At 70.0% G+C, this 18,676-nt stretch carries 16 protein-coding genes and 1 pseudogene; 10 read left to right on the top strand and 7 right to left on the bottom strand.

The genetic code is table 11. The annotated features are described in order from the left end of the window. Positions 1-217: 217 nt before the first annotated feature. The gene (locus D8896_RS01525) at positions 218-1,591 is read right to left on the bottom strand and encodes a metallophosphoesterase (RefSeq protein WP_121820305.1); all 1,374 of its coding nucleotides are present in this window, start codon (positions 1,589-1,591) and stop codon (positions 218-220) included. A gap of 364 nt (positions 1,592-1,955) precedes the next feature. Here D8896_RS01525 and D8896_RS01520 point away from each other — a divergent pair, with 364 nt between their 5' ends. The 6 genes from D8896_RS01520 to D8896_RS01495 all read left to right on the top strand — a co-directional run bounded on the left by D8896_RS01520 (position 1,956) and on the right by D8896_RS01495 (position 8,816). Continuing rightward, positions 1,956-2,558: a CoxG family protein gene (locus D8896_RS01520; RefSeq protein ID WP_121820304.1), complete on the top strand. Its 603-nt coding sequence runs from the start codon at positions 1,956-1,958 to the stop codon at positions 2,556-2,558. A 99-nt stretch (positions 2,559-2,657) separates the two neighbouring features. Next, positions 2,658-3,152, top strand: coding sequence for a (2Fe-2S)-binding protein (locus D8896_RS01515; protein ID WP_121820303.1), 495 nt, complete (start codon positions 2,658-2,660; stop codon positions 3,150-3,152). Position 3,153: 1 nt separating this feature from the next. Further along, positions 3,154-5,532 (top strand): xanthine dehydrogenase family protein molybdopterin-binding subunit, encoded by a 2,379-nt coding sequence (locus tag D8896_RS01510; RefSeq protein ID WP_121820302.1) that lies wholly within the window; start codon positions 3,154-3,156, stop codon positions 5,530-5,532. Beyond that, entirely contained in the window at positions 5,532-6,416 is an 885-nt protein-coding gene (locus tag D8896_RS01505; protein ID WP_121820301.1) for an FAD binding domain-containing protein, read from the top strand. Before D8896_RS01510 ends, D8896_RS01505 begins: the two co-directional genes overlap by 1 nt. A 139-nt stretch (positions 6,417-6,555) precedes the next feature. Then, positions 6,556-7,479 (top strand): AAA family ATPase, encoded by a 924-nt coding sequence (locus D8896_RS01500; RefSeq protein WP_121820680.1) that lies wholly within the window; start codon positions 6,556-6,558, stop codon positions 7,477-7,479. 2 nt (positions 7,480-7,481) lie between these two features. Continuing rightward, positions 7,482-8,816: a VWA domain-containing protein gene (locus D8896_RS01495; RefSeq protein WP_121820300.1), complete on the top strand. Its 1,335-nt coding sequence runs from the start codon at positions 7,482-7,484 to the stop codon at positions 8,814-8,816. Positions 8,817-8,819: 3 nt separating this feature from the next. On the opposite strand, the gene D8896_RS01490 is transcribed toward D8896_RS01495, so the two are convergent. After that, entirely contained in the window at positions 8,820-9,176 is a 357-nt protein-coding gene (locus D8896_RS01490) for a TRAM domain-containing protein (RefSeq protein WP_121820299.1), read from the bottom strand. A 126-nt stretch (positions 9,177-9,302) separates the two neighbouring features. On the opposite strand from D8896_RS01490, the gene argS reads away from it, so the two are divergent. Next, a complete protein-coding gene (gene argS, locus D8896_RS01485; protein ID WP_121820298.1) occupies positions 9,303-11,081 on the top strand; it encodes an arginine--tRNA ligase in 1,779 nt (592 codons plus the stop codon). A gap of 558 nt (positions 11,082-11,639) precedes the next feature. Here the strand turns inward: argS and minD are convergent. After that, positions 11,640-12,521 (bottom strand): annotated as a pseudogene (minD, locus tag D8896_RS01480) (cell division ATPase MinD); the annotation flags it as partial. A 174-nt stretch (positions 12,522-12,695) separates the two neighbouring features. On the opposite strand from minD, the gene prf1 reads away from it, so the two are divergent. From prf1 to D8896_RS01465, 3 genes are read left to right on the top strand one after another with little or no spacing between them, the layout of a single operon-like run. Continuing rightward, entirely contained in the window at positions 12,696-13,949 is a 1,254-nt protein-coding gene (prf1, locus tag D8896_RS01475) for a peptide chain release factor aRF-1 (protein ID WP_121820297.1), read from the top strand. Between the two features lie 60 nt (positions 13,950-14,009). Beyond that, on the top strand, positions 14,010-14,792 hold the full coding sequence (locus D8896_RS01470) for a helix-turn-helix transcriptional regulator (protein ID WP_121820296.1): 783 nt from the start codon (positions 14,010-14,012) through the stop codon (positions 14,790-14,792). 59 nt (positions 14,793-14,851) lie between these two features. Next, positions 14,852-15,625: a helix-turn-helix transcriptional regulator gene (locus D8896_RS01465; protein ID WP_121820295.1), complete on the top strand. Its 774-nt coding sequence runs from the start codon at positions 14,852-14,854 to the stop codon at positions 15,623-15,625. On the opposite strand, the gene D8896_RS01460 is transcribed toward D8896_RS01465, so the two are convergent. The 4 genes from D8896_RS01460 to D8896_RS01445 all read right to left on the bottom strand — a co-directional run bounded on the left by D8896_RS01460 (position 15,622) and on the right by D8896_RS01445 (position 18,625). Beyond that, the gene (locus D8896_RS01460) at positions 15,622-16,011 is read right to left on the bottom strand and encodes a DUF6276 family protein (RefSeq protein WP_121820294.1); all 390 of its coding nucleotides are present in this window, start codon (positions 16,009-16,011) and stop codon (positions 15,622-15,624) included. The two genes, D8896_RS01465 and D8896_RS01460, sit on opposite strands and share 4 nt — an antisense overlap. 87 nt (positions 16,012-16,098) lie before the next feature. Beyond that, positions 16,099-16,788, bottom strand: coding sequence for a V-type ATP synthase subunit D (locus D8896_RS01455; protein WP_121820293.1), 690 nt, complete (start codon positions 16,786-16,788; stop codon positions 16,099-16,101). A 50-nt stretch (positions 16,789-16,838) separates the two neighbouring features. Beyond that, the gene (locus tag D8896_RS01450) at positions 16,839-17,900 is read right to left on the bottom strand and encodes a Brp/Blh family beta-carotene 15,15'-dioxygenase (RefSeq protein ID WP_240451984.1); all 1,062 of its coding nucleotides are present in this window, start codon (positions 17,898-17,900) and stop codon (positions 16,839-16,841) included. Beyond that, positions 17,891-18,625, bottom strand: coding sequence for a lycopene cyclase domain-containing protein (locus D8896_RS01445; RefSeq protein ID WP_121820292.1), 735 nt, complete (start codon positions 18,623-18,625; stop codon positions 17,891-17,893). The genes D8896_RS01450 and D8896_RS01445 overlap by 10 nt, the downstream gene beginning before the upstream one ends. Between the last annotated feature and the right edge of the window lie 51 nt (positions 18,626-18,676).

Raw genomic sequence — 18,676 nt, 5'->3', positions numbered from 1 at the left:
GCCACACGAATCCGATCCAAGCCCGACCGCCCGCAACTGGACGACTGCCAGGGGTGGGGGACCCTGGAAGCAACAACTGGCTGAACCCTCTCTTTTCCCAGGGGCGTTCGTTGGATGGCGTACGTGTTCTCGGGACCAGTGCGTGGTATGCTCCATGGGCTTGCGTGTGAGGACGAACTCGGACGGAGCGTCGGACTGCGACCTGTCGAAGCACGGGTCAGCCGTCCGCGTTCTCCCCGCTCACGGCCACGTCGTCGTCGGAGCGCTCGGACTGGTACACCGTCGGCCGTTCGCCGTCGACGCTCGTCCGCTCCGGGATCGACTGGTTGACCCGTCCCCGTCGAGCGAGCAGTCGCTCCAGCAGCGTCAGGTCCGCCGGGTCCGGCTTCGGGATGACCTCGTACTCGACGACGACCGACCCGTCCGCCTCGGAGATGCACACGTAGTTCAGGCGGTACGAGGGGTAGAACACGTGCGGGATCAGCCCGAGCACCACCGGCTTTCGGTGGAGCCGTCGCAGCCACGTCCCCGTGTTCACGACGACGCGGTCATCGACCTCGGTGACAGATGCGCGGTGGGTGTGCCCGTAGACGAACACGGCGACCTCGGGGTGCGCGTCGAACACCCCCTGGGCGGCGTCGAGGTACCTGTCGTTGGTGTCCTCCGGGTCGTCGCCGCCGATCAGGCCGAACCGGTCGAGCGTCCTCCGCACGTCCCGGACGAGGAAAAAGAGCGGCACCGCGAGGATGGCGAGAACGGCAATGACGACGGCGTTCACGACGAGCACGAAGTCGATGAGCGTACCGACGACGCTCAGGCGAGTGAGCACGAACGTCACGACCGCGTCCGGCAGCGACCAGACGCCGACGGCGTCGAGCACCACCGCGAGGAGATAGAGCACGCTCACCTGAAAGAGCAGGAGGAACGGCACCGCGGCGTACCGCAGCAGGGGACTCATTTCCCGGTAGAAGTACTGGGAGACCAGCCAGTCGGGGATCTGCGTCGTCGGCGTCACCGACTGGATGTCCTTCAGCCAGTTGAACTTCCCGCGCTTCGAGAGCCGGCCGGCTCTGCTCGTGATGTGGCGGTTCACGTAGTACCCCGGCGGGTTCGCGTACGGGTTGCCGAAGTCGGGACTCTCGTTGTTCGGGTCGCGCTGCTGGCCGTGCTCGATCCAGATCTCGCGGTCGGCGACTTCGCGGGTGATTACGACCTCCTGTTCGAGGGTGACGTTGTACTCGGCGAGGCGGTCGACGTACTCGGCGTGACACGCGAGTTCGTAGTCGTGGTTCCCGGGGATGAACGTGATCGGGATGCGCTCGCCGGTCTTCCGGAGCTGTTCGAACAGTTCCGGATAGCGTTCGAGGAGCGCGTCGAACTTGGCCATCCCCTCCAGTTCGGTGAACTCCCAGAGCCCGAACGCGTCGCCGTTGACGATGAGTTCGGCGTCCTCGTCGCTCGCCTCCAACTCCCGGAGGAAGGCGAGGAGTTCGTCCATGAACTCGACTTCCTGCAGAGTCTCGTCGCCGCCGATGTGCAGGTCGCTGATGAAGTAGTACCGCGTCGAATCCCCCTGTGACTCCGTGCTCATGGTGCGTGGTAGTCGAGTGTGTCGGCCCCTCGTATCCGGTAGACGACTGCCTCGACGGGTTCGGGACACCGTGCTCCTGGAGTCCGACAGCACGACTGGACGCTTCCCCCACCGGACGAGTGCCCTCGAACGCTACGGCACGAATCGGAAAGAAGCTACCGCCGCCAGGCGAGCGCCGGTCTCGGCGAGCAGCGACGACACGTCACGCGTTCCCCGTCCACGGCCGGCGTGCATCGAGTTAGGGCCGGCTCCGGAGCCCAACCCTCACTAAAGTTTATTACGTGAGCGAGCCTGTTTCTCACAGTAGAATGGTACCAAGAACCACGATAACACGACACACGAGACGGGTCGGGGTGAGCTGACCGTGGAGTTCGACGGGACGTTCACTATCGAGGACGTGTCGACGGAGGAGGTGTGGCTCGCGCTGTCGGACCCGGTCCTGATCAAGCAGTCGTTGCCGGGCTGTCAGTTCCTGACGCGGGTCGAGGACCCGGACGACGTGGACTTCGACGCGCTCGGGGAGGCCGACGCCGAGGACGACCCGCCGACGCTGCCGGAGGCCGATCCGGAGGACATCTCGGAACGGGCGTTCGTCGAGGGCGGCCACTACGCGGCGCTGATGCAGCTCGGCGTCGGCAGCGTCAAGCCGAGCTTCCGGACGGTGATCACCATCGACGAGCGGGAGTTCCCGTCGATGAACGCCTCGGGCGAGGGCAGCGCGAGCGACTCCTCGTTCGAGATGTCCTCGGGCATGACCCTGGTCGACACCGACGAGGGCGTCGACATCGAGTGGGAGGCCGAGGCCGACGTGTTCGGCAAGGTCGCACAGATGGGACAGCGCGTCATCAACCCGGTCGCGAACCGGGTCGTCAACCGGTTCTTCGGCAGCGTCGAGGACCGGCTGACGGAAGTCGCCGAGGAGGACGACTCCGAGGGGCTTCGCGACCGCGTCCGAAACCTGCTGTAGTCGCCACGCGCTCGCGGCAGTCGCACAGTCCGGCCACGTCGGCCGAACGATGGACCGCGCCGGTCCGCAACCACGCGGCCCGACCGGCCGCACCCAGTCATGGCAGAACACGACATTACGCTCACGGTAAACGGGACGGAACACGAACTGACAGTCGAATCACGGGAGTTGCTGGTCCACGCGTTGCGGGACCAGCTCGGGTACACCGGGCTCAACGTGGGGTGCGAGAGCACCATGTGCGGGGCCTGTACGGTCCACCTCGGCGGGGACGCCGTCAAGTCCTGCACCGTGCTCGCGGCACAGGCCGACGGCGGGGAGATCACCACGGTCGAGGGGCTCGCCGACGACGGCGAGTTCCACCCGATTCAGGAGGGGTTCCAGGAGGAACACGGCCTGCAGTGTGGCTACTGCACGCCGGGGATGATGATGACCGCCACGCAGTTGCTGGACGAGAACCCCGACCCCGACGACGAGGAGATCCGCGAGGCGCTGGAGGGGAACCTCTGTCGCTGCACCGGCTACCAGAACATCGTCAACGCGGTCGAGAACGCCGCGGAGAAGATGGGCGGGGCGGCCGCCCAGGGGGACGACTGAGATGAGCGTCGAATCCGTCGACCCGGACGACGTCGACGCCGCGGACATCCTCGGCTCGGCCATCGAGCGCCGGGAGGACCCCGCCCTGCTCACCGGCGATGCCGAGTACACAGACGACATCCAGCTCCCGGGGATGACCCACATGGCGGTCAAGCGGAGCCAGCACGCCCACGCGAAGATCGAGGGCGTCGACACCAGCGCCGCCGAGGCGATGGACGACGTGATCGCCGTGTTCACCGCCGAGGACGTCGACGTGCCGGGGAACCTCCCGGTGGGGTGGCTGCTGGACTCGCTCCGGCAGGTCGACCACCCGATGCTCGCCGGCGAGCGCGTCCGGTACCAAGGCGACGCGACGGCCATCGTGATCGCGGAGGAGCGGTACGCCGCCCACGACGCCGTCGACGCTATCGACGTCGAGTACGACCGCCTCGACGCCGCGACCAGCCCGAACGAGGCGTTGAACGGCGCGCCCGACCTCCACGAGGACGCGCCGGGCAACACCGCCTTCGAGTGGGAGATCGGCGACGCCGAGCGGACCGCGGAGGCGTTCGAGGAGGCAAGCCACACCGCGAGCGTCGACCTGGAGAACCAGCTGCTGATCCCCAACGCGATGGAGCCGCGCGGCGCGGTCGCGGACTACAACCCCTCGACAGAGGAGCTGGAGGTGGCGATGACGACGCAGAACCCGCATCTCCACCGCCTGCTCATGTCGGGTGTCATCGACCACCCGGAACACAAGCTCCAGATCCGCGCCCCCGACGTGGGCGGCGGCTTCGGGAGCAAGATCCACCACTACGCCGACGAGGCGCTGGCCGCGTGGGCGGCAAAGCAGGTCGAGCGCCCGGTGAAGTGGATCGCCACGCGCTCGGAGACGTATCTGACCGACGCGCAGGGCCGGGGCCACGAGAGCCACGGCGAGATCGCGATGGACGACGACGGCAACATCGTCGGCCTGCAGGTCGAGACCGAGGCGAACCTCGGCGCGTACCTCTCGACCTTCGCCCCCGCCGTCCCGACCTACCTCTACGGCACGCTGCTCTCGGGGCAGTACGACATCCCTGCGATCCACTGTGAGGTGACCGGGGCGTTCACGAACGTCCCGCCGGTCGACGCCTACCGCGGTGCCGGCCGCCCGGAGGCGTCGTACCTCGTCGAGCGCCTGATCCACCTCGGCGCGAAGGAGATGGAGATGGACCCCGTCGAGTTCCGGCGGCAGAACTTCGTGCCAGACGACGCGTTCCCGTACCAGACGCAGGTCGCGGTCGTCTACGACAGCGGCGAGTACGAGAAGACGCTCGACCGGGCGCTGGAGATGGTCGACTACGACTCGTTCCGCGAGCGCCAGGAGCGGGCGCGCGAGGAGGGCAAATACCTCGGGATCGGCTTCTCGGCGTACATCGAGGCCTGCGGCCTCGCGCCGTCGGAGCTGGCCGGGCAGCTCGGCGCGCAGGCCGGGCTCTGGGAGTCCTCGCTCGTCCGATTCCACCCGTCGGGGACGGTGACCGCGTTCTGTGGCACGTCCGGCCACGGGCAGGGCCACGACACCACCTACGCCCAGATCGTCGCCAACGAACTCGGCATCGACTACGAGGACGTGGACGTGGTCGAGGGCGACACCGACGAGATCCCGCATGGGATGGGCACCTACGGCTCGCGGTCGGCCGCAGTCGGCGGGAGTTCGCTCGTCAAGAGCTCCCAGAAGGTCGTCGAGAAGGCGAAATCGATCGCGGCCCACCAGTTAGAGGCCACCGAGGACGACATCGAGTTCGAGAACGGCGAGTTCCACATCTCGGGGGCACCGGACCGGTCGCTCCACATCAAGGAGGTCGCACAGCAGGCGTACCTCGCCCACGACATGCCCGCGGAGACGGAGCCGGGGCTGGAGGCGACGAGCTTCTACGACCCGGACAACTTCGTGTTCCCCTTCGGCATGCACGCCGCCGTCGTCGAGGTCAACCCCGACACCGGCGAGATCGAGTTCGAACAGTACGTCGCCGTCGACGACGTGGGCAACCAGATCAACCCCAAGATCGTCGAGGGGCAGATCCACGGCGGCGTCGCCCAGGGCATCGGGCAGGCGCTCTACGAGGCCGCCGAGTACGACGAGAACGGCCAGCTGCTGACGGGGTCGATGCAGGACTACGCCGTGCCGAAGGCCGAGCACATCCCCGAGATGGAGACCGACTCGACGGTGACGCCCTCGCCGCACAACCCGCTCGGCGTCAAGGGCGTCGGCGAGGCCGGCACGATCGCCGCGCCGCAGGCCGTCGTCAACGCGGTCGTCGACGCGCTGGAGCCGTTCGACGTGGACCACATCGACATGCCGCTGAAGGACGAGAAGGTCTGGCGCGCGATGCGGGAGAACGGGGGTGGTGCGTGATGTACCCCGGCGAGTTCGACTACCTGCGCGCCGAGAGCGTCGAGGACGCGCTCGACCTGCTCGACGAACACCCGGACGCGGAGGTGCTGGCCGGCGGCCACAGCCTGCTCCCGACAATGAAAAGCGGGCTGGCGGACCCCGACGTCGTCGTGGACATTGGCCACATCGACGCGATGCAGGGGATCGACCACAACGGCGACACGACCAGCGTCGGCGCGCTGACGACCTACGCCGAGATCGACGACACGGACGAGCTGTGGGACGGCGCGACGGCGCTCGCCGAGGCCGCGAGCGAGATCGGCGACACGCAGGTGCGCAACCGCGGCACCATCGGCGGCAACCTCGCACACGCCGACCCGGCGTCGGACCTGCCGGGCGCGGCCATCGCCAGCGACCTCACGCTCGTCGCGGAGGGCCGGGACGGGGAGCGTCGGATCGACGCCGACGACTTCTTCGTCGCGATGTACATGACCGACCTCGCTGAGGACGAACTCCTCACGCGGGTCGAGGTGCCCCGCGTCGACGGCTCGGCGGGCGGCGCGTACGTGAAAAAACCCAGCCCGTCCTCCGGCTACGCGCTGATCGGCGTCGCCGCCAGACTGCAGGTCGACGACGGGACGGTCACGGACGCCCGCGTCGGCGCGAACGGCGCGATGGACCACGGCGTCCGCTTAGACCCCGTCGAGGACGCCATCGAGGGCGAGCAGCTGGGCGAGGACGCCATCGCGGCGGCGGCCGAGCGCGTGGCCGACGACCTCGACACCTCGATGATGATGGACGACCTGCAGGCGTCCGGGGAGTACCGCGCCCACCTGCTCGAAGTGTACACCGAGCGGGCGCTGGGCCGGGCGGCCGAACGCGCCGGGGCCATCGTGCCGGCGTGATCCGGCCCGACCGGACGCCAGCCGTGCCGCCGCGCGACGCGCGACGGCGGCGACGAGCCGTCGGCAAGCGACGGTTTCGGCGACGGCCGGGCTGCCGAGGACGAACGCGCTGCCGGCGACGGTCCGGGAGGTGTGGAGCGTGAGCGACGGCGACGGCTTCGGCGACGTGACCGAGGACGAACTCCGGGCTGCGTTCGAGGCGACGGACTACGTCGCCGACGACGACATCGTGACCACGGTCCTGCTCTCGCTCCGGCTCGGCCGCCCGCTGCTCGTCGAGGGCGAACCGGGGGCCGGCAAGACCGAGCTCGCGAAGGTGCTGGCCGAGGGCTTCGGCACCGACCTCGTCAGGCTCCAGTGTTACGAGGGGCTGGCGGCCGAGAACGCGCTGTACGAGTGGAACTACACCAAGCAACTGCTCGCGGTCCAGGCCGACGAGGGCGGCGTCGACGACCCCGACGCGTCGGTGTTCTCCGAGGAGTACCTGCTGGAACGGCCGCTGCTGACGGCGCTGTCGAGCGAGGGTGACCGGCCGCCGGTGTTGCTCATCGACGAGGTGGACCGGGCCGACGAGGAGTTCGAGGCGCTCCTGCTGGAGGTGCTGTCGGACTTCCAGGTGTCGGTGCCGGAGCTCGGGACGGTCCGTGCGGAGACGCCGCCGGTCGTGGTCATCACCTCGAACCGGACGCGCGGGCTGAGCGACGCGCTGAAGCGCCGGTGTCTGTTCCTCCACGTCGAGCCGCCGAGCTTCGAGAAGGAGCGAGCGATCGTCGAGCGGAAGGTACCCGAACTGGACGGCGCGGTCGCCGCGGAGCTGTGTGCGGTCACCGAGCGGCTGCGCGAGGAGCCGTTCCGCAAGCAGCCCGGCGTCGCGGAGACGCTGGACTGGGCGCGCGCCGTCGCGGACCTGCGGCGGAACGGCGACGACGAGCCGCTCACGACGGCCGAGATCGAACACACCATCGGCTGTCTGCTGAAGGAGGTCGAGGACGTGGAACGAGTCGACGAAACGCTGCTGGAGACGCTCGTCGAGGCCGCCCGCGAGGCGCGGGCGGACGGCTGACGATGCGCGAGCCAGCCGGCGACGTGCCGGACGTGGCGGGCGTCCGCGACGACGTGGTCGACGCCCTGCTGACGTTCGTCCGCACGCTCCGCCGGGCCGGCGTGGACGTCCCCGCGAACGCCCCGCTCGTCGCCGCCCGCGCGCTGGTCGAGGTCGGCTTCGACGACGAGGACCGCGCGCGGGCGGCGCTCCGGGCGGCGCTCGTCACCCGCGCCGAGGACATCGACGCGTTCGACCGCATGTTCGCGGAGTTCTGGCGTCGCCTCGACGCCCACCTCGACGGCGACGGAGCCGGGGGACTGGCCGATGACCGCCCGGACGGCGCGCTCGCCCCGCTGGGAGCCGACGACCCCGCCGACGGGGCGACAGCCGACGAGGAAGGAACGGCGGATTCGGACGGCGACGGGGGGAACGACGCGGCCGTCTCCATCATGACCAGCGCGCTCGGACACGGCCCCGGCACGGCCGACGAGGACGCGACGACGGCCACCTACAGCCCCGCCGGCCGCCCGGAACGGGTGACCGTCGACGCCGCCCCGGTCGCGGAGGACGGGACGCTCGACGCAGCCGTGGACCGGCTGGTGGACGCGCTCGCGACGCTGCGCGGCCGCCGCTGGCAGCCGGCGTCGACGGGCCGGCAGGCCGACGCTCGCCGGGCGCTCCGCCGGAGCGTCGCGACGGGCGGGGCCGTCGCGTCGGTCCCCGAGCGCGACCGCCGGGCGTCGGCCCTCCGCGCGCTCGTCCTCGCGGACGTGTCGCGGTCCGTGCTGGACACCGTCGACCGCGGCTTCCTGCTGCGGTTCCTGCGGGCCGTCGCCGCGCGCCTCCGGCGGAGCCGGGTGTTCTTCTTCGACAGCGAGGTGCGCGAGGTGAGCGCCGCGTTCGACGCGCCGACGACCGCCGACGCGCTCCGCGAACTCGAACGCGCCGAGACGGCCTGGGGCGGCGGGACGCGGATCGGCCACGCAGTCGACACGGTTCGGCGGGACCACCCCACCGCAGTCGACCGCCGGACGGTCGTCGTCGTGGTGAGCGACGGGATCGAGACGGGCGACCAGTCGGCGCTCACGGACGGGCTGGCGTGGGTCTCGCGGCGCGCACCAGCGGTGCTGTGGCTCAACCCCCTGGCGGCCAGCCCGGCGTACGAACCGACGGTCGCCGGCATGGCGGCGGCGCTCCCCTTCGTCGACGGGCTCTTCGCGTTCACCGGGGTCGCCGACGTAACGGAGATAGCGCGGCAACTGGAACAGTACGGTCCCGGCGGTCGCATCGGGTTCGAGCACGACCCCCGCCGGGTTCGGGGGTCGACGGACGCGACTCGAAGCCCGGACTCGTGACCGTCAGGCCCGCTCGACGAACGTCGCGTCCGCCGAGGTCCGGCCCTCGTTGAACGACAGCACCTTCGCGCGGATCACGTCGCCCGCCGAGAGCGAGTCCGGCACGTCCTCGACGAACAGCACGAACCCCTCGACTTTCCCCACGGCGACGCGCTCGCCGGAGTGGTGGTCCGTGAACTCCGTCACGCCGAACTCGTAGGTCCCGCCGATCTCGACCGGCGGTTCGCGCTCCTGTGCCGCCTCGTGTGCCCGCCGGGACTCCCGTGCGTCGGTCGACCCGCGCCGACGGAGCACGAGCGCCGCCAGCGCGACGCCGACGACGCCGACCCCGACCGCGGCAGCCGCCCAGATGTACTGCATGTCCGGCCGGTCGCAGGGCGGACAGTAAAGCGGTTCGGACGCGACGCCCGGCGGAGACCGTGTTCAGCCGCCACACCCCGACCGCAACCCGTCACCCCTATACTCCCGGCCCGAAAACGAGCGCGTATGTTCCTAGCCGTCCGCGAGGAGGTCGAGGCCGTGCTGGCCGACGCGCTGGCCGCGCTCGACCTCCCGACCGACGACCTCGGTATCGAGGAGCCGCCGGAAGACGTCGACGCCGTGCTGGCCTCGAGCGTCGCCTTCCGGCTGGCCGGCGAGGTCGGCGCGCCGCCGCCGAAGGTGGCCGCCGACGTGGCCGACGCCGTCGACGTCGGCGACTGCGAGTACGTCGACCGCGTCGACACGCAGGGGCCGTACGTCAACTTCCTGCCGAGCGAGCGCTACTTCGCCGACGCGCTCGACGCGGCACGCAGCGAGTCGTACGGCCGGCTCGACCCGAAGGACACCTCGGTCGTCGTCGAGCACACGAGCGCGAACCCCACCGGCCCGGTCCACGTCGGGCGGGCGCGCAACCCCATCGTCGGCGACGCAGTCGCCAACTCGCTGGACTACGCCGGCTACGACGTCGACCGCCACTACTACGTCAACGACGCCGGCCGGCAGATGGCGGTGTTCACCTGGGCGTACGAGCGGTTCGACGAGGACGACCTCGACGGGGAACCCGAACGCGACCGGGTCGAGTACGACCTCGTGCGCTACTACCGGAAAGGCAACGCGTTTCTGGAGGACGCCGACGACGAGGCGGTCGCCGAGGCCGAGGCGGAGATAGAGTCGATCATGCAGGGCCTCGAAGCCGGCGACGAGGAAACCTACGAGCGCGTCAGCGAGGTGGTCGACCAGGTGCTCGGCGGGATGCAGGACTGCCTCGCCCGGCTCCCCGCCGAGTTCGACGAGTTCGTCAAGGAGACGCGGTTCATGTTCGACGGCTCGACCGACGACGTGGTCGACCGCCTCAAGGACCTCGACGAGGCCGTCTACGAGGAGGACGCCTGGCAGCTCGACTTAGAGGACCACGGCATCGACAAGAACCTCGTCTTCCTGCGCTCGGACGGCACCAGCCTCTACCCGACCCGCGACCTCGCCCACCACGAGTGGAAGTTCGACAACTACGACCGCGCGGTGACGGTGCTGGGCGAGGACCATCGCCTGCAGGCCGACCAGCTCCGGACGACGCTGGAACTGCTCGGCAACGACACCGACCAGCTTGAGCAGGTGCTGTACTCCTACGTCAACCTCCCCGAAGGGAAGATGAGCACGCGCGAGGGCACCGGCGTCGACCTGGACGACCTGCTGGACGAGGCGATCGACCGCGCCCGCGACGAGGTCGAGGACCGCCTCGACGACCGTATCCGCGACGACGACCTGACCGACGAGGACGTCGAGCGCATCGCCCGGCAGGTCGGCGTCGGCGCGGTCCGCTACGACATCGTCTCGAAACAGCCCGCCAAGGCGATCACCTTCGAGTGGGAGCGCGCGCTGGACTTCGAGGCACAGTCCGCGCCGTACGTCCAGTACGTCCACGCCAGATGCTGTGGCATTCTGGACGAGGCGGACGGAGCCGCCGGGGGCGACGCGGCGGCCGCCCTCGGGGACGTAGACGCCGACCTGCTCGACACCGAGTACGAGCGGGACCTGCTCCGCGCGGTCGCCCGCTTCCCGGCGGTCGTCGAGGAGGCCGCTGCGGACCTCGAGCCCCACGTCGTCGCCACCTACACCCGGACGCTCGCCGAGCGGTTCAACGCCTTCTACCGCGAGTGCCCGGTGCTCGCCGACGACGTGGACCCCGAACTGCGGGACGCCCGCCTCGCGCTCGTCACGGCGTCGAAACACGCCGTCGGCAACGCGCTCGACGTGCTCGGCGTGGACGCGCCCGAGTCGATGTAGGTCGGGCGATCGCCGGCCATAGACGGACTGGCCGCCTCAGAACACGCTGCCGCCGACGAAGTTGATCGCCAGCACCATCCCACCGATCACGAGCAGCACGAACAGCAGTATCCAGATGAACGGCACGGAGTTGTCGGAGTCGGACATACGCCGCGATTGACGGGACTCCGTGTTCAACTTTCCCGTTTCGTGCGAAGACGTTCGGAAGAACGAGTACGTCGGTGACTGCAGCGGCCGTCAGCCAAGCAGCCCACCGAGGATGCCGCCGCCGTCATCGTCTTCGTCGTCATCCCCGTCCCCATCCTCGCCGTCCTCGTCCGCGTCGTCGCCCGCCCCGGACGGGTCCCGGTCGCTGAACGGGACCGCCTCGTCGTCCTCCTCGAAGGCGATCCGGTCCTCGTCGCCGTCGTCCTCGCCGCCGTCGGTTCCTTCCGCGTCGGGGATCGTCACGCCGTCGTCGTCCGTCTCGCCGTCCCTATCCGCTGACGACGCCCCGGCGTCCGGGGTGGCGGAAGCGGCCGAGTCGTCGTCAGTGTGCCGGTTTCCCGTATCACCGTCGTCCACGTCCTCGATGGCGCTGGACACCTCGGTGTGCGACGCCGTCTCCTCGTCCGCGTCGTCGGCTGTCGGCTCCGTGTCGTCCTCCTCGTCGACGCCGTCGTCCTCGTCGTCCGCATCCTCGGCGTCGGAAGTCGCGGCCGCCGCCTCAGAACCGGCAGCGGGGTCGTCGTCGTCGCCGACGAGCCGCTTCGCCAGCCGTCGGTACGCGACCGCGGCAGGGCTCTCGGGCGAGTCGACGACCACCGGCGTCCCGGTGTACACCGAGTCACGGACCGCGTCGTCCTCCGGGACGGTGCCGAGCAGGGGGACGCCGACGCGGTCGGCGATCCCCTCGAAGTCGAAGTTCCGGTCGTCGCGGACCCGGGTGATGACGAGGCCCGCGACGCTCCCGTCGGCGCGCTCGGTCAGGTCGGCCGTCTTCGAGGCGTCCTTCACTGACGCGGGTTCGGGCGTCGTCACGAGCACCACCTCGTCGGCCAGTCCGAGCGGGAGCACCGACTCGTGGCTGATGCCCGCCCCCACGTCGAGCAGGACGTAGTCGAACTTCTCGCGGAGGCGGTCGACGACGTCCCCCAGCCCCGTGGCGTCGACGTCCGCGTAGCTCTCCAGGTCCGCGCCGCTCGGGACCGCCACGATCCCGTCGGCGAGTTCGTACGTCGCCTCCTCGACCGACGCCTCCCCGGCGAGCACCTCGTGGAGCGTCGTCGCGTCGGGCGAGAGGCTGACCAGCCCCGCGAGGTTCGCCATCCCCATGTCCGCGTCGACGACGGCGACGCTGTTGCCGGCACCGGCAAGCGCCGTGCCGACGTTCACCGTCGTCGTCGTCTTTCCGACGCCGCCCTTGCCGCTCGCGACGGCGTACACTGTGTCCGATGCCATGTTGCTACCCGTGTCAAGACGTGGCCGGGTAATAAAACATCGTCAGACTCCGAGACGTCGGAACGGCGAGCGAACCGCCGAAACACGACGGCGACGCCCGGAACCGAGGTCCGCGGCGGACGGACCCCCACAAAGACAAAGAATACTTAGCCGCTCCGGGGCGTACACACGATAATGAGTCAGCAGGAGAGCGAGCAGTCCGACCGGAAGAAATACGAGTTCCGGAAGGTCATCGAGGACCTGAAGGAGTACGAGGGGTCGGGCACGCAGCTCGTCACGATCTACATCCCCGACGACAAGCAGATCAGCTCCGTCGTCCAGCACGTCACACAGGAGCACAGCGAAGCGAGCAACATCAAATCCAAGCAGACGCGGACGAACGTGCAGGACGCCCTCTCCTCTATCAAGTCGCGCCTGCGCTACTTCGACAACTACCCGCCCGAGAACGGCGTCGTCATCTTCTCCGGCGCGGTCGATTCCGGCGGCGGCCAGACCGACATGATCACGAAGGTCCTGGAGAGCCCGCCGATGGCCATCGAGTCGTTCCGCTACCACTGCGACTCGGAGTTCCTCACCGAACCGCTGGAGGACATGCTCGCGGACAAGGGGCTGTACGGCCTCATCGTGCTCGACCGGCGCGAGGCCAACGTCGGCTGGCTCCGGGGCAAGCGCGTCGAACCCGTCAAGTCCGCCACCTCGCTGGTGCCGGGCAAACAGCGCAAAGGCGGCCAGTCCGCCCAGCGGTTCGCCCGCCTGCGCCTCGAAGCGATCGACAACTTCTACCAGGAGGTCGCCGGGATGGCCAACGACCTGTTCGTCGAGCAGCGCCACGAGTTAGACGGCATCCTCGTCGGCGGTCCCTCGCCGACGAAAGACGAGTTCCTCGACGGCGACTACCTCCACCACGAGCTGCAGGACACGGTGCTCGGGAAGTTCGACGTGTCCTACACCGACGAGTCCGGGCTGTACGACCTCGTCGACGCGGCGGAGGACGCGCTCGCCGACGCCGAGGTGATGAAGGACAAGAACCTGATGCAGGACTTCTTCAAGGAGCTTCACGCGGGCGACGAAGCCACCTACGGGTTCGAGCAGACCCGGCGGAACCTGATCATGGGGTCGGTGGAGACGCTGCTCATCAGCGAGGACCTCCGCGAGGACGTGATCACCTACGAGTGTTCCAACGGCCACGAGGAGCGCGAGGTCATCGACCGCCGGAAGAACACGCCCGACCACACCTGTTCGGAGTGTGGCGAGGAGGTGCCGGCCGACGAGGGCGAGCGCGAGGACGCCATCGACCACCTCATCGCCATCGCCGAGCAGCGCGGCACGGAGACGAAGTTCATCTCGACGGACTTCGAGAAGGGCGAACAGCTGTACGACGCCTTCGGCGGGGTCGCCGGCCTGCTGCGGTACTCAACGGGCGTGTAAGCGACGCCGACGGCGGCCAGTAGTCAGATTTATACGTCAGACTGGGAATACATCGACGGGATGGCACGAACGGACGTCGAGCCGGACGTGATCGACCTCGTCACCCGACGCGTCGAGACGCTGGAGCGGCTCGACGGGGCGGTCGCGGACAAGGGGACGCTCGCCGCCGACCTGTCGGTGTCCCGGTCGACGGTCGACCGGGCGCTGCGCGAACTCGAGGGTGCCGGGTTCGTCACACGGGTCGACGGTGGGTACACGGTGTCGGCCAGCGGACGGCTCGCGGTCCGGAGCTACCGGGAGTTCGTCGACGCGCTGGACGCGGTCGACGAAGCCGGACCGCTGCTGGCGGAACTGCCGGCCGACGCGCCGATCACCCTCGACGCCGTTCGCGGCGGGACCGTCCACCGTGCGCAGCCACCGACGCCGTACCGGCCGGTCGAGCGCCTCACCGAACTGGTCACGGCCGCCGACGAGTTCCGCGGCCTCGCGGCCGCAGTGACCGCTCCGGAGTCGGTCGAGCGCATCGCCGCCGCGACGCTGGACGGCGAGGTTCGGACCGAGATCGTCCTCGCGGCGTCCGTCGCCGACCACCTCCGGGAGTCGTACCCCGACGTGGTCAGCGGAACAGTCGAGAGCGGGGTCGATGTGTACGAGACCGACACGCTCCCCTTCGGGCTTGCGCTCACCCGGGACGGCGACACGGAGCGGGTCGCCGTCGCCGTCTACGGCCCGGAGTCGGAGCTTCGCGGGGTCGTCGTCAACGACTCCCCGGCGGCCGTCGAGTGGGGCGAGGCGACCTTCGAGCGCTACCGGGCGGCCGCCGACGAGTTCGGCCGGTCGTGACGCCCGCCGTCGAGTCGGCCACCATACATAACACGCTGCCCGAAGTATCGGAGAACTGAATGGACCGCGAGGACGCGATGGCGCTCGTACGGACGCTGTGCAACAGACACGATTTTCTCGTCGCCCTCCGCGCCGGACCATGCGAGAAACGGTCCCTCGTCGACGACCTCGACGTCTCGCGGTCCACCGTCGACCGCGCCCTCCGCGAACTGTGGTCCGCCGGGCTGGCCGAGGAGACGGACCGGGGCTACCGGCTGACCGCCGTCGGCCGGCTGGCGGCATCGATCGCCGACAGCCTGTTCGCCGCGACGCGGGACCTGCAGACGGCTACCGACGTGCTGTCCCCTCTGCCCCCGGATGCGCCGCTCGACCTCCGCCTGCTCCGCGGGGCGACAGTCGACGACAGGAACCGGCGCGATTCGCTGGGGGCCGTCGAATCGGTGCTCCGCGATGCCTCCCGCCTGTACGGGCTCTCGACGGTGATCAGCCGGGCGCGGATCGTCGACCTCGTCGACGACGCCGTCCGCGAACGCGGCGCGACCGCCGAGTTCGTCTTCGACGCCACGCTGGCCGAACGGCTGCGGGAGATCCTCGGCGACCGGGCGAGCGCCATGGTCGACCGGGGGTTCCGGCCGCTGACCGTCGACAGCGTGCCGTTCGGCATGGTGCTGGGCAGGACCGACGAGGGGTGGAAGACGCGGGTGGTGACCTACGACGACGGGGGCGACCTCCGGGGCGTCGTCAGCAACGACCGCCCGGCAGCGGCCGCGTGGGCCTGGGACGTGTTCCGGAGCTACCGGAGCCACGCCGCCGACATCTCGCCGGCGTTCTAGAGCAACTGTTCTAGCTGGTGGCGGCGGCGCTCCAGATCCACCGACGGCGACAGCGTCGGGTCCGCGGCGAGGCGGTCACAGAGCAGGAGCGGGTCGGTGCCGGCGGCTTCGACGCGCCCGACGAGGACGGTGATCGACTCGCGGTTGAGCGCCAGCGACGGGAGCACCCCGAGCAGCAGCGCCGCCGGCACCGCCGCGCTCGCCGCCGTCGGGAACGCGTCGCTCACCGCGCCGAACTCCGGATCGTCGGCCGGCTCCGCCGCCGGATGGACGCGGAGACAGTCGGTACAGATCGCCGCCGCGTCGCCGTCGTCGGGCGCGTGGTCCCGCAGGTCCGACGGCACGGCGAAGCGAACGGTCGGCGCGCCACAGTCCGGGCAGTCCATACCGGAGCGTCGGGCAGCGAGGTGAAAAAGATACGGCGGCGCGTCGTCGTGACGGTCGCCCGAGCGCTTGACGGTCGGGTCGCGCCCTCAGTCGTCGGCCGTGACGGTCTCTTGCTCCGTCTCCTCGGCGGCCTTGCGGGCCTCGGCCTCCTCCTCCTCTTTCTTGTCCTTGATCTTCTTCATGCGGAAGATCTCCTCGCGCTCCTGCTCCTCCAGCTTCTGCTCGATGTACTCCTGGTTCGAGTACAGTTCGGGCAGGAGCGTGAACTCCAGGGCGTTGACGCGGCGCTTTGTCTTCTCGATCTCGTCCAGCATCTTCTTCATCGCCGTCTCGACCTCGGCGGCGAGGATGATGGAGTCGAGCAGTTCCTCGTAGGCCTCGGCGGCCTCGTCGATGCGGGCGCTGGTGCCGACGACGCCGTAGCCGCGCTCGTCGAGGCTCTTTTTCACCTTGCTCGACTCGATCTGCGGGACGACGACGCCCATGATGTTGTGGGACTCCGTCGTGATCTCGGGATGTTCCTTCAGCGCGGCGGCGGCCCCGCGGACGGCCACGTCGCCCTCCATCGCGCGGGCCATGTCCATCTTCTTCTGGGCGTCCTCGTAGTTCTCCTCGACGTTCCCCCGAACGTCCTGTGCCTGGTCGAGGATGTCCATGAACTCCATGATGAGGCCGTCCCGCTTTTTCTCCAGCGTGTCGTGGCCCCGCTCGGAGAGTTCGATGCGGTCCTCGATCTGCATCAGCTCCTTCCGAGTGGGTTTGACGTCCTTGGCCATCTTGGTTCGGCCTTGCGCGCCCGCACGGATAACTGTTTACAGATTAGCCGTCAGCGCCCCGCGTGCCCGGGTCGCCAGACGCCCTCGGCGCGGTCCATCGCGGAGACCACGACCACGTGGGGGAGGGTCAACACGGCGATAAAGACGAGATACAGCGCCGCGACGCCCAGTTCCGAACGGGGGTCGCCCGGCACGGCGACCGCGAACGCGGCGAGGAAGACGAGGGAGAGCGCGGTCAGCGGGGCGGCATCCCGCGCGAACCGGGCGAGTGCGGGACGCCACCGGCCGTCGGCGAGCAGGTCCGCGGCGTCGTCGTCGACCAGCATGAGGCGGGCGACGTGCCGGAGCGAGTGCCACAGCGGGAAGTACGCGCCGATGGCGAACAGCGGCGGCACCGTCAGGAAGTACGCCCACAGCAGGGCCGTCTCGCCGGCATCGACCCGCCACCCGCCGGCGTCCGGGCCGGTACGGGCCCGACCGAGTGCGAGGCTGGCGACCGTCAGCCCGAGGAAGCCGACACCGAGGGCGAGGCGAACCTCCGGAGCGAACAGCCGCGCCCAGGCCCCCAGCGACCCGTCGCCGAACAGCGCGACGAACGCCGACAGCACGCGGCGGTACTCGCCCGGAAACGCGAGCAGCGGGACCAGCATCGGCAGGCCGCCACGGACGGCGACGAACAGCCCGCGCTGTGCACGCGTCCGGAGGTGGTCGGCCCCCGCGAGCGCCACGGCGGCGTGGAGGTCGCCCTGTCCCCAGTGGAGCCAGGTGAGGGCGACGAACCCGACGGCCGCGGGCACCGGCGCGACGGCCCACAGCGCGGCGTAGGCCGCCCCGAGCACGAGATACAGCGTACCGACGGCCAGCGCCGCCCGCGCCGACGGCGACCGGCCGCGAGCCCGCGGGACGGCAAGGTGGTCGACCGCGCCGTGTGGCAGGCCGAAGAGGACGACCGACAGCGCGAGCGGCGCGTACCGGAGCCGCGGCGGCAGCGTCGCGCCGGCGGCGAAAACGACTGCGAGCGCGCCGAGGACCGCCCACGATGGGCGCAACACCGCCGTCCTGAGCGTCCGCCGGACCGCCCGGGTCGGGATGGTCGGCCGGTCTACCGCCACCGCTCGATCACCCACTCGTACAGGACCAGCCCCTGCACGATGAAGAGGTTCGTCACGAGGAAAAAGAGCGCCTCCTCGACGGGCAGGCCGAGGATGTCGACCCCGACCGTGTACGTCTCGGAGATCACCCAGATCCCCTGTGCCAGCGCGATCCGGTCGGCCACCCAGAAGTACAGCGTCGGCACCGCGACGCCGACGGCGACGACCCGTCGGTGGTGCCAGAGGTACGGCCAGCCGAACGCCCACTGGATGGCCAGCACCGGCGCGGCCCACAGCAGGATCGCGCCGAGGTAGAACGTGGGGTCGCTCGACAGCAGGACCGCGCCGACGCCGCCGACGGCGACGCCGGCGAGCAGACCGGCGACCCGGTTTCGGACGGTCGCTGTCGGGCCGGGGTCGCCGCCGTCGTGGACCCGGGACAGCCACAGCGCCGTCACGAGCGGCTGGAGCGCGATGAACAGGTACTCCTCGACCGGCGCGTGCCAGATGGTCCCGGCGACGACGCCCTCGCCGTAGTGCCAGACCCCCTGCTCGATGAGGTAGTTGTCCCACGGCGTCGTGTACAAAAGCGCCAGCACGACGATGGCGGCCAGACCGCCGACCGGCACGTCCGCGCCCTCGCGAGCCGGGCGGGACAGCGACGCGGCCGTCAGGCCGACCGCCGGCGGAACGACGAACGTCAGGTGAAACCCGAAGTACGTGACGACGATCAGGGGGTGGAGCATGGGTGAGCGACGGGTGAGAGGTCAGTTTCCCGCCGGGAGCGACCGGCGGCG

It is taken from the genome of Halostella salina, from assembly GCF_003675855.1.
In the GTDB taxonomy this organism is placed as follows: domain Archaea; phylum Halobacteriota; class Halobacteria; order Halobacteriales; family Natronoarchaeaceae; genus Halostella; species Halostella salina.
The sequence above is the reverse complement of the archived record's forward strand: the minus strand, read 5'-3'. Positions and strand labels throughout refer to the sequence as shown.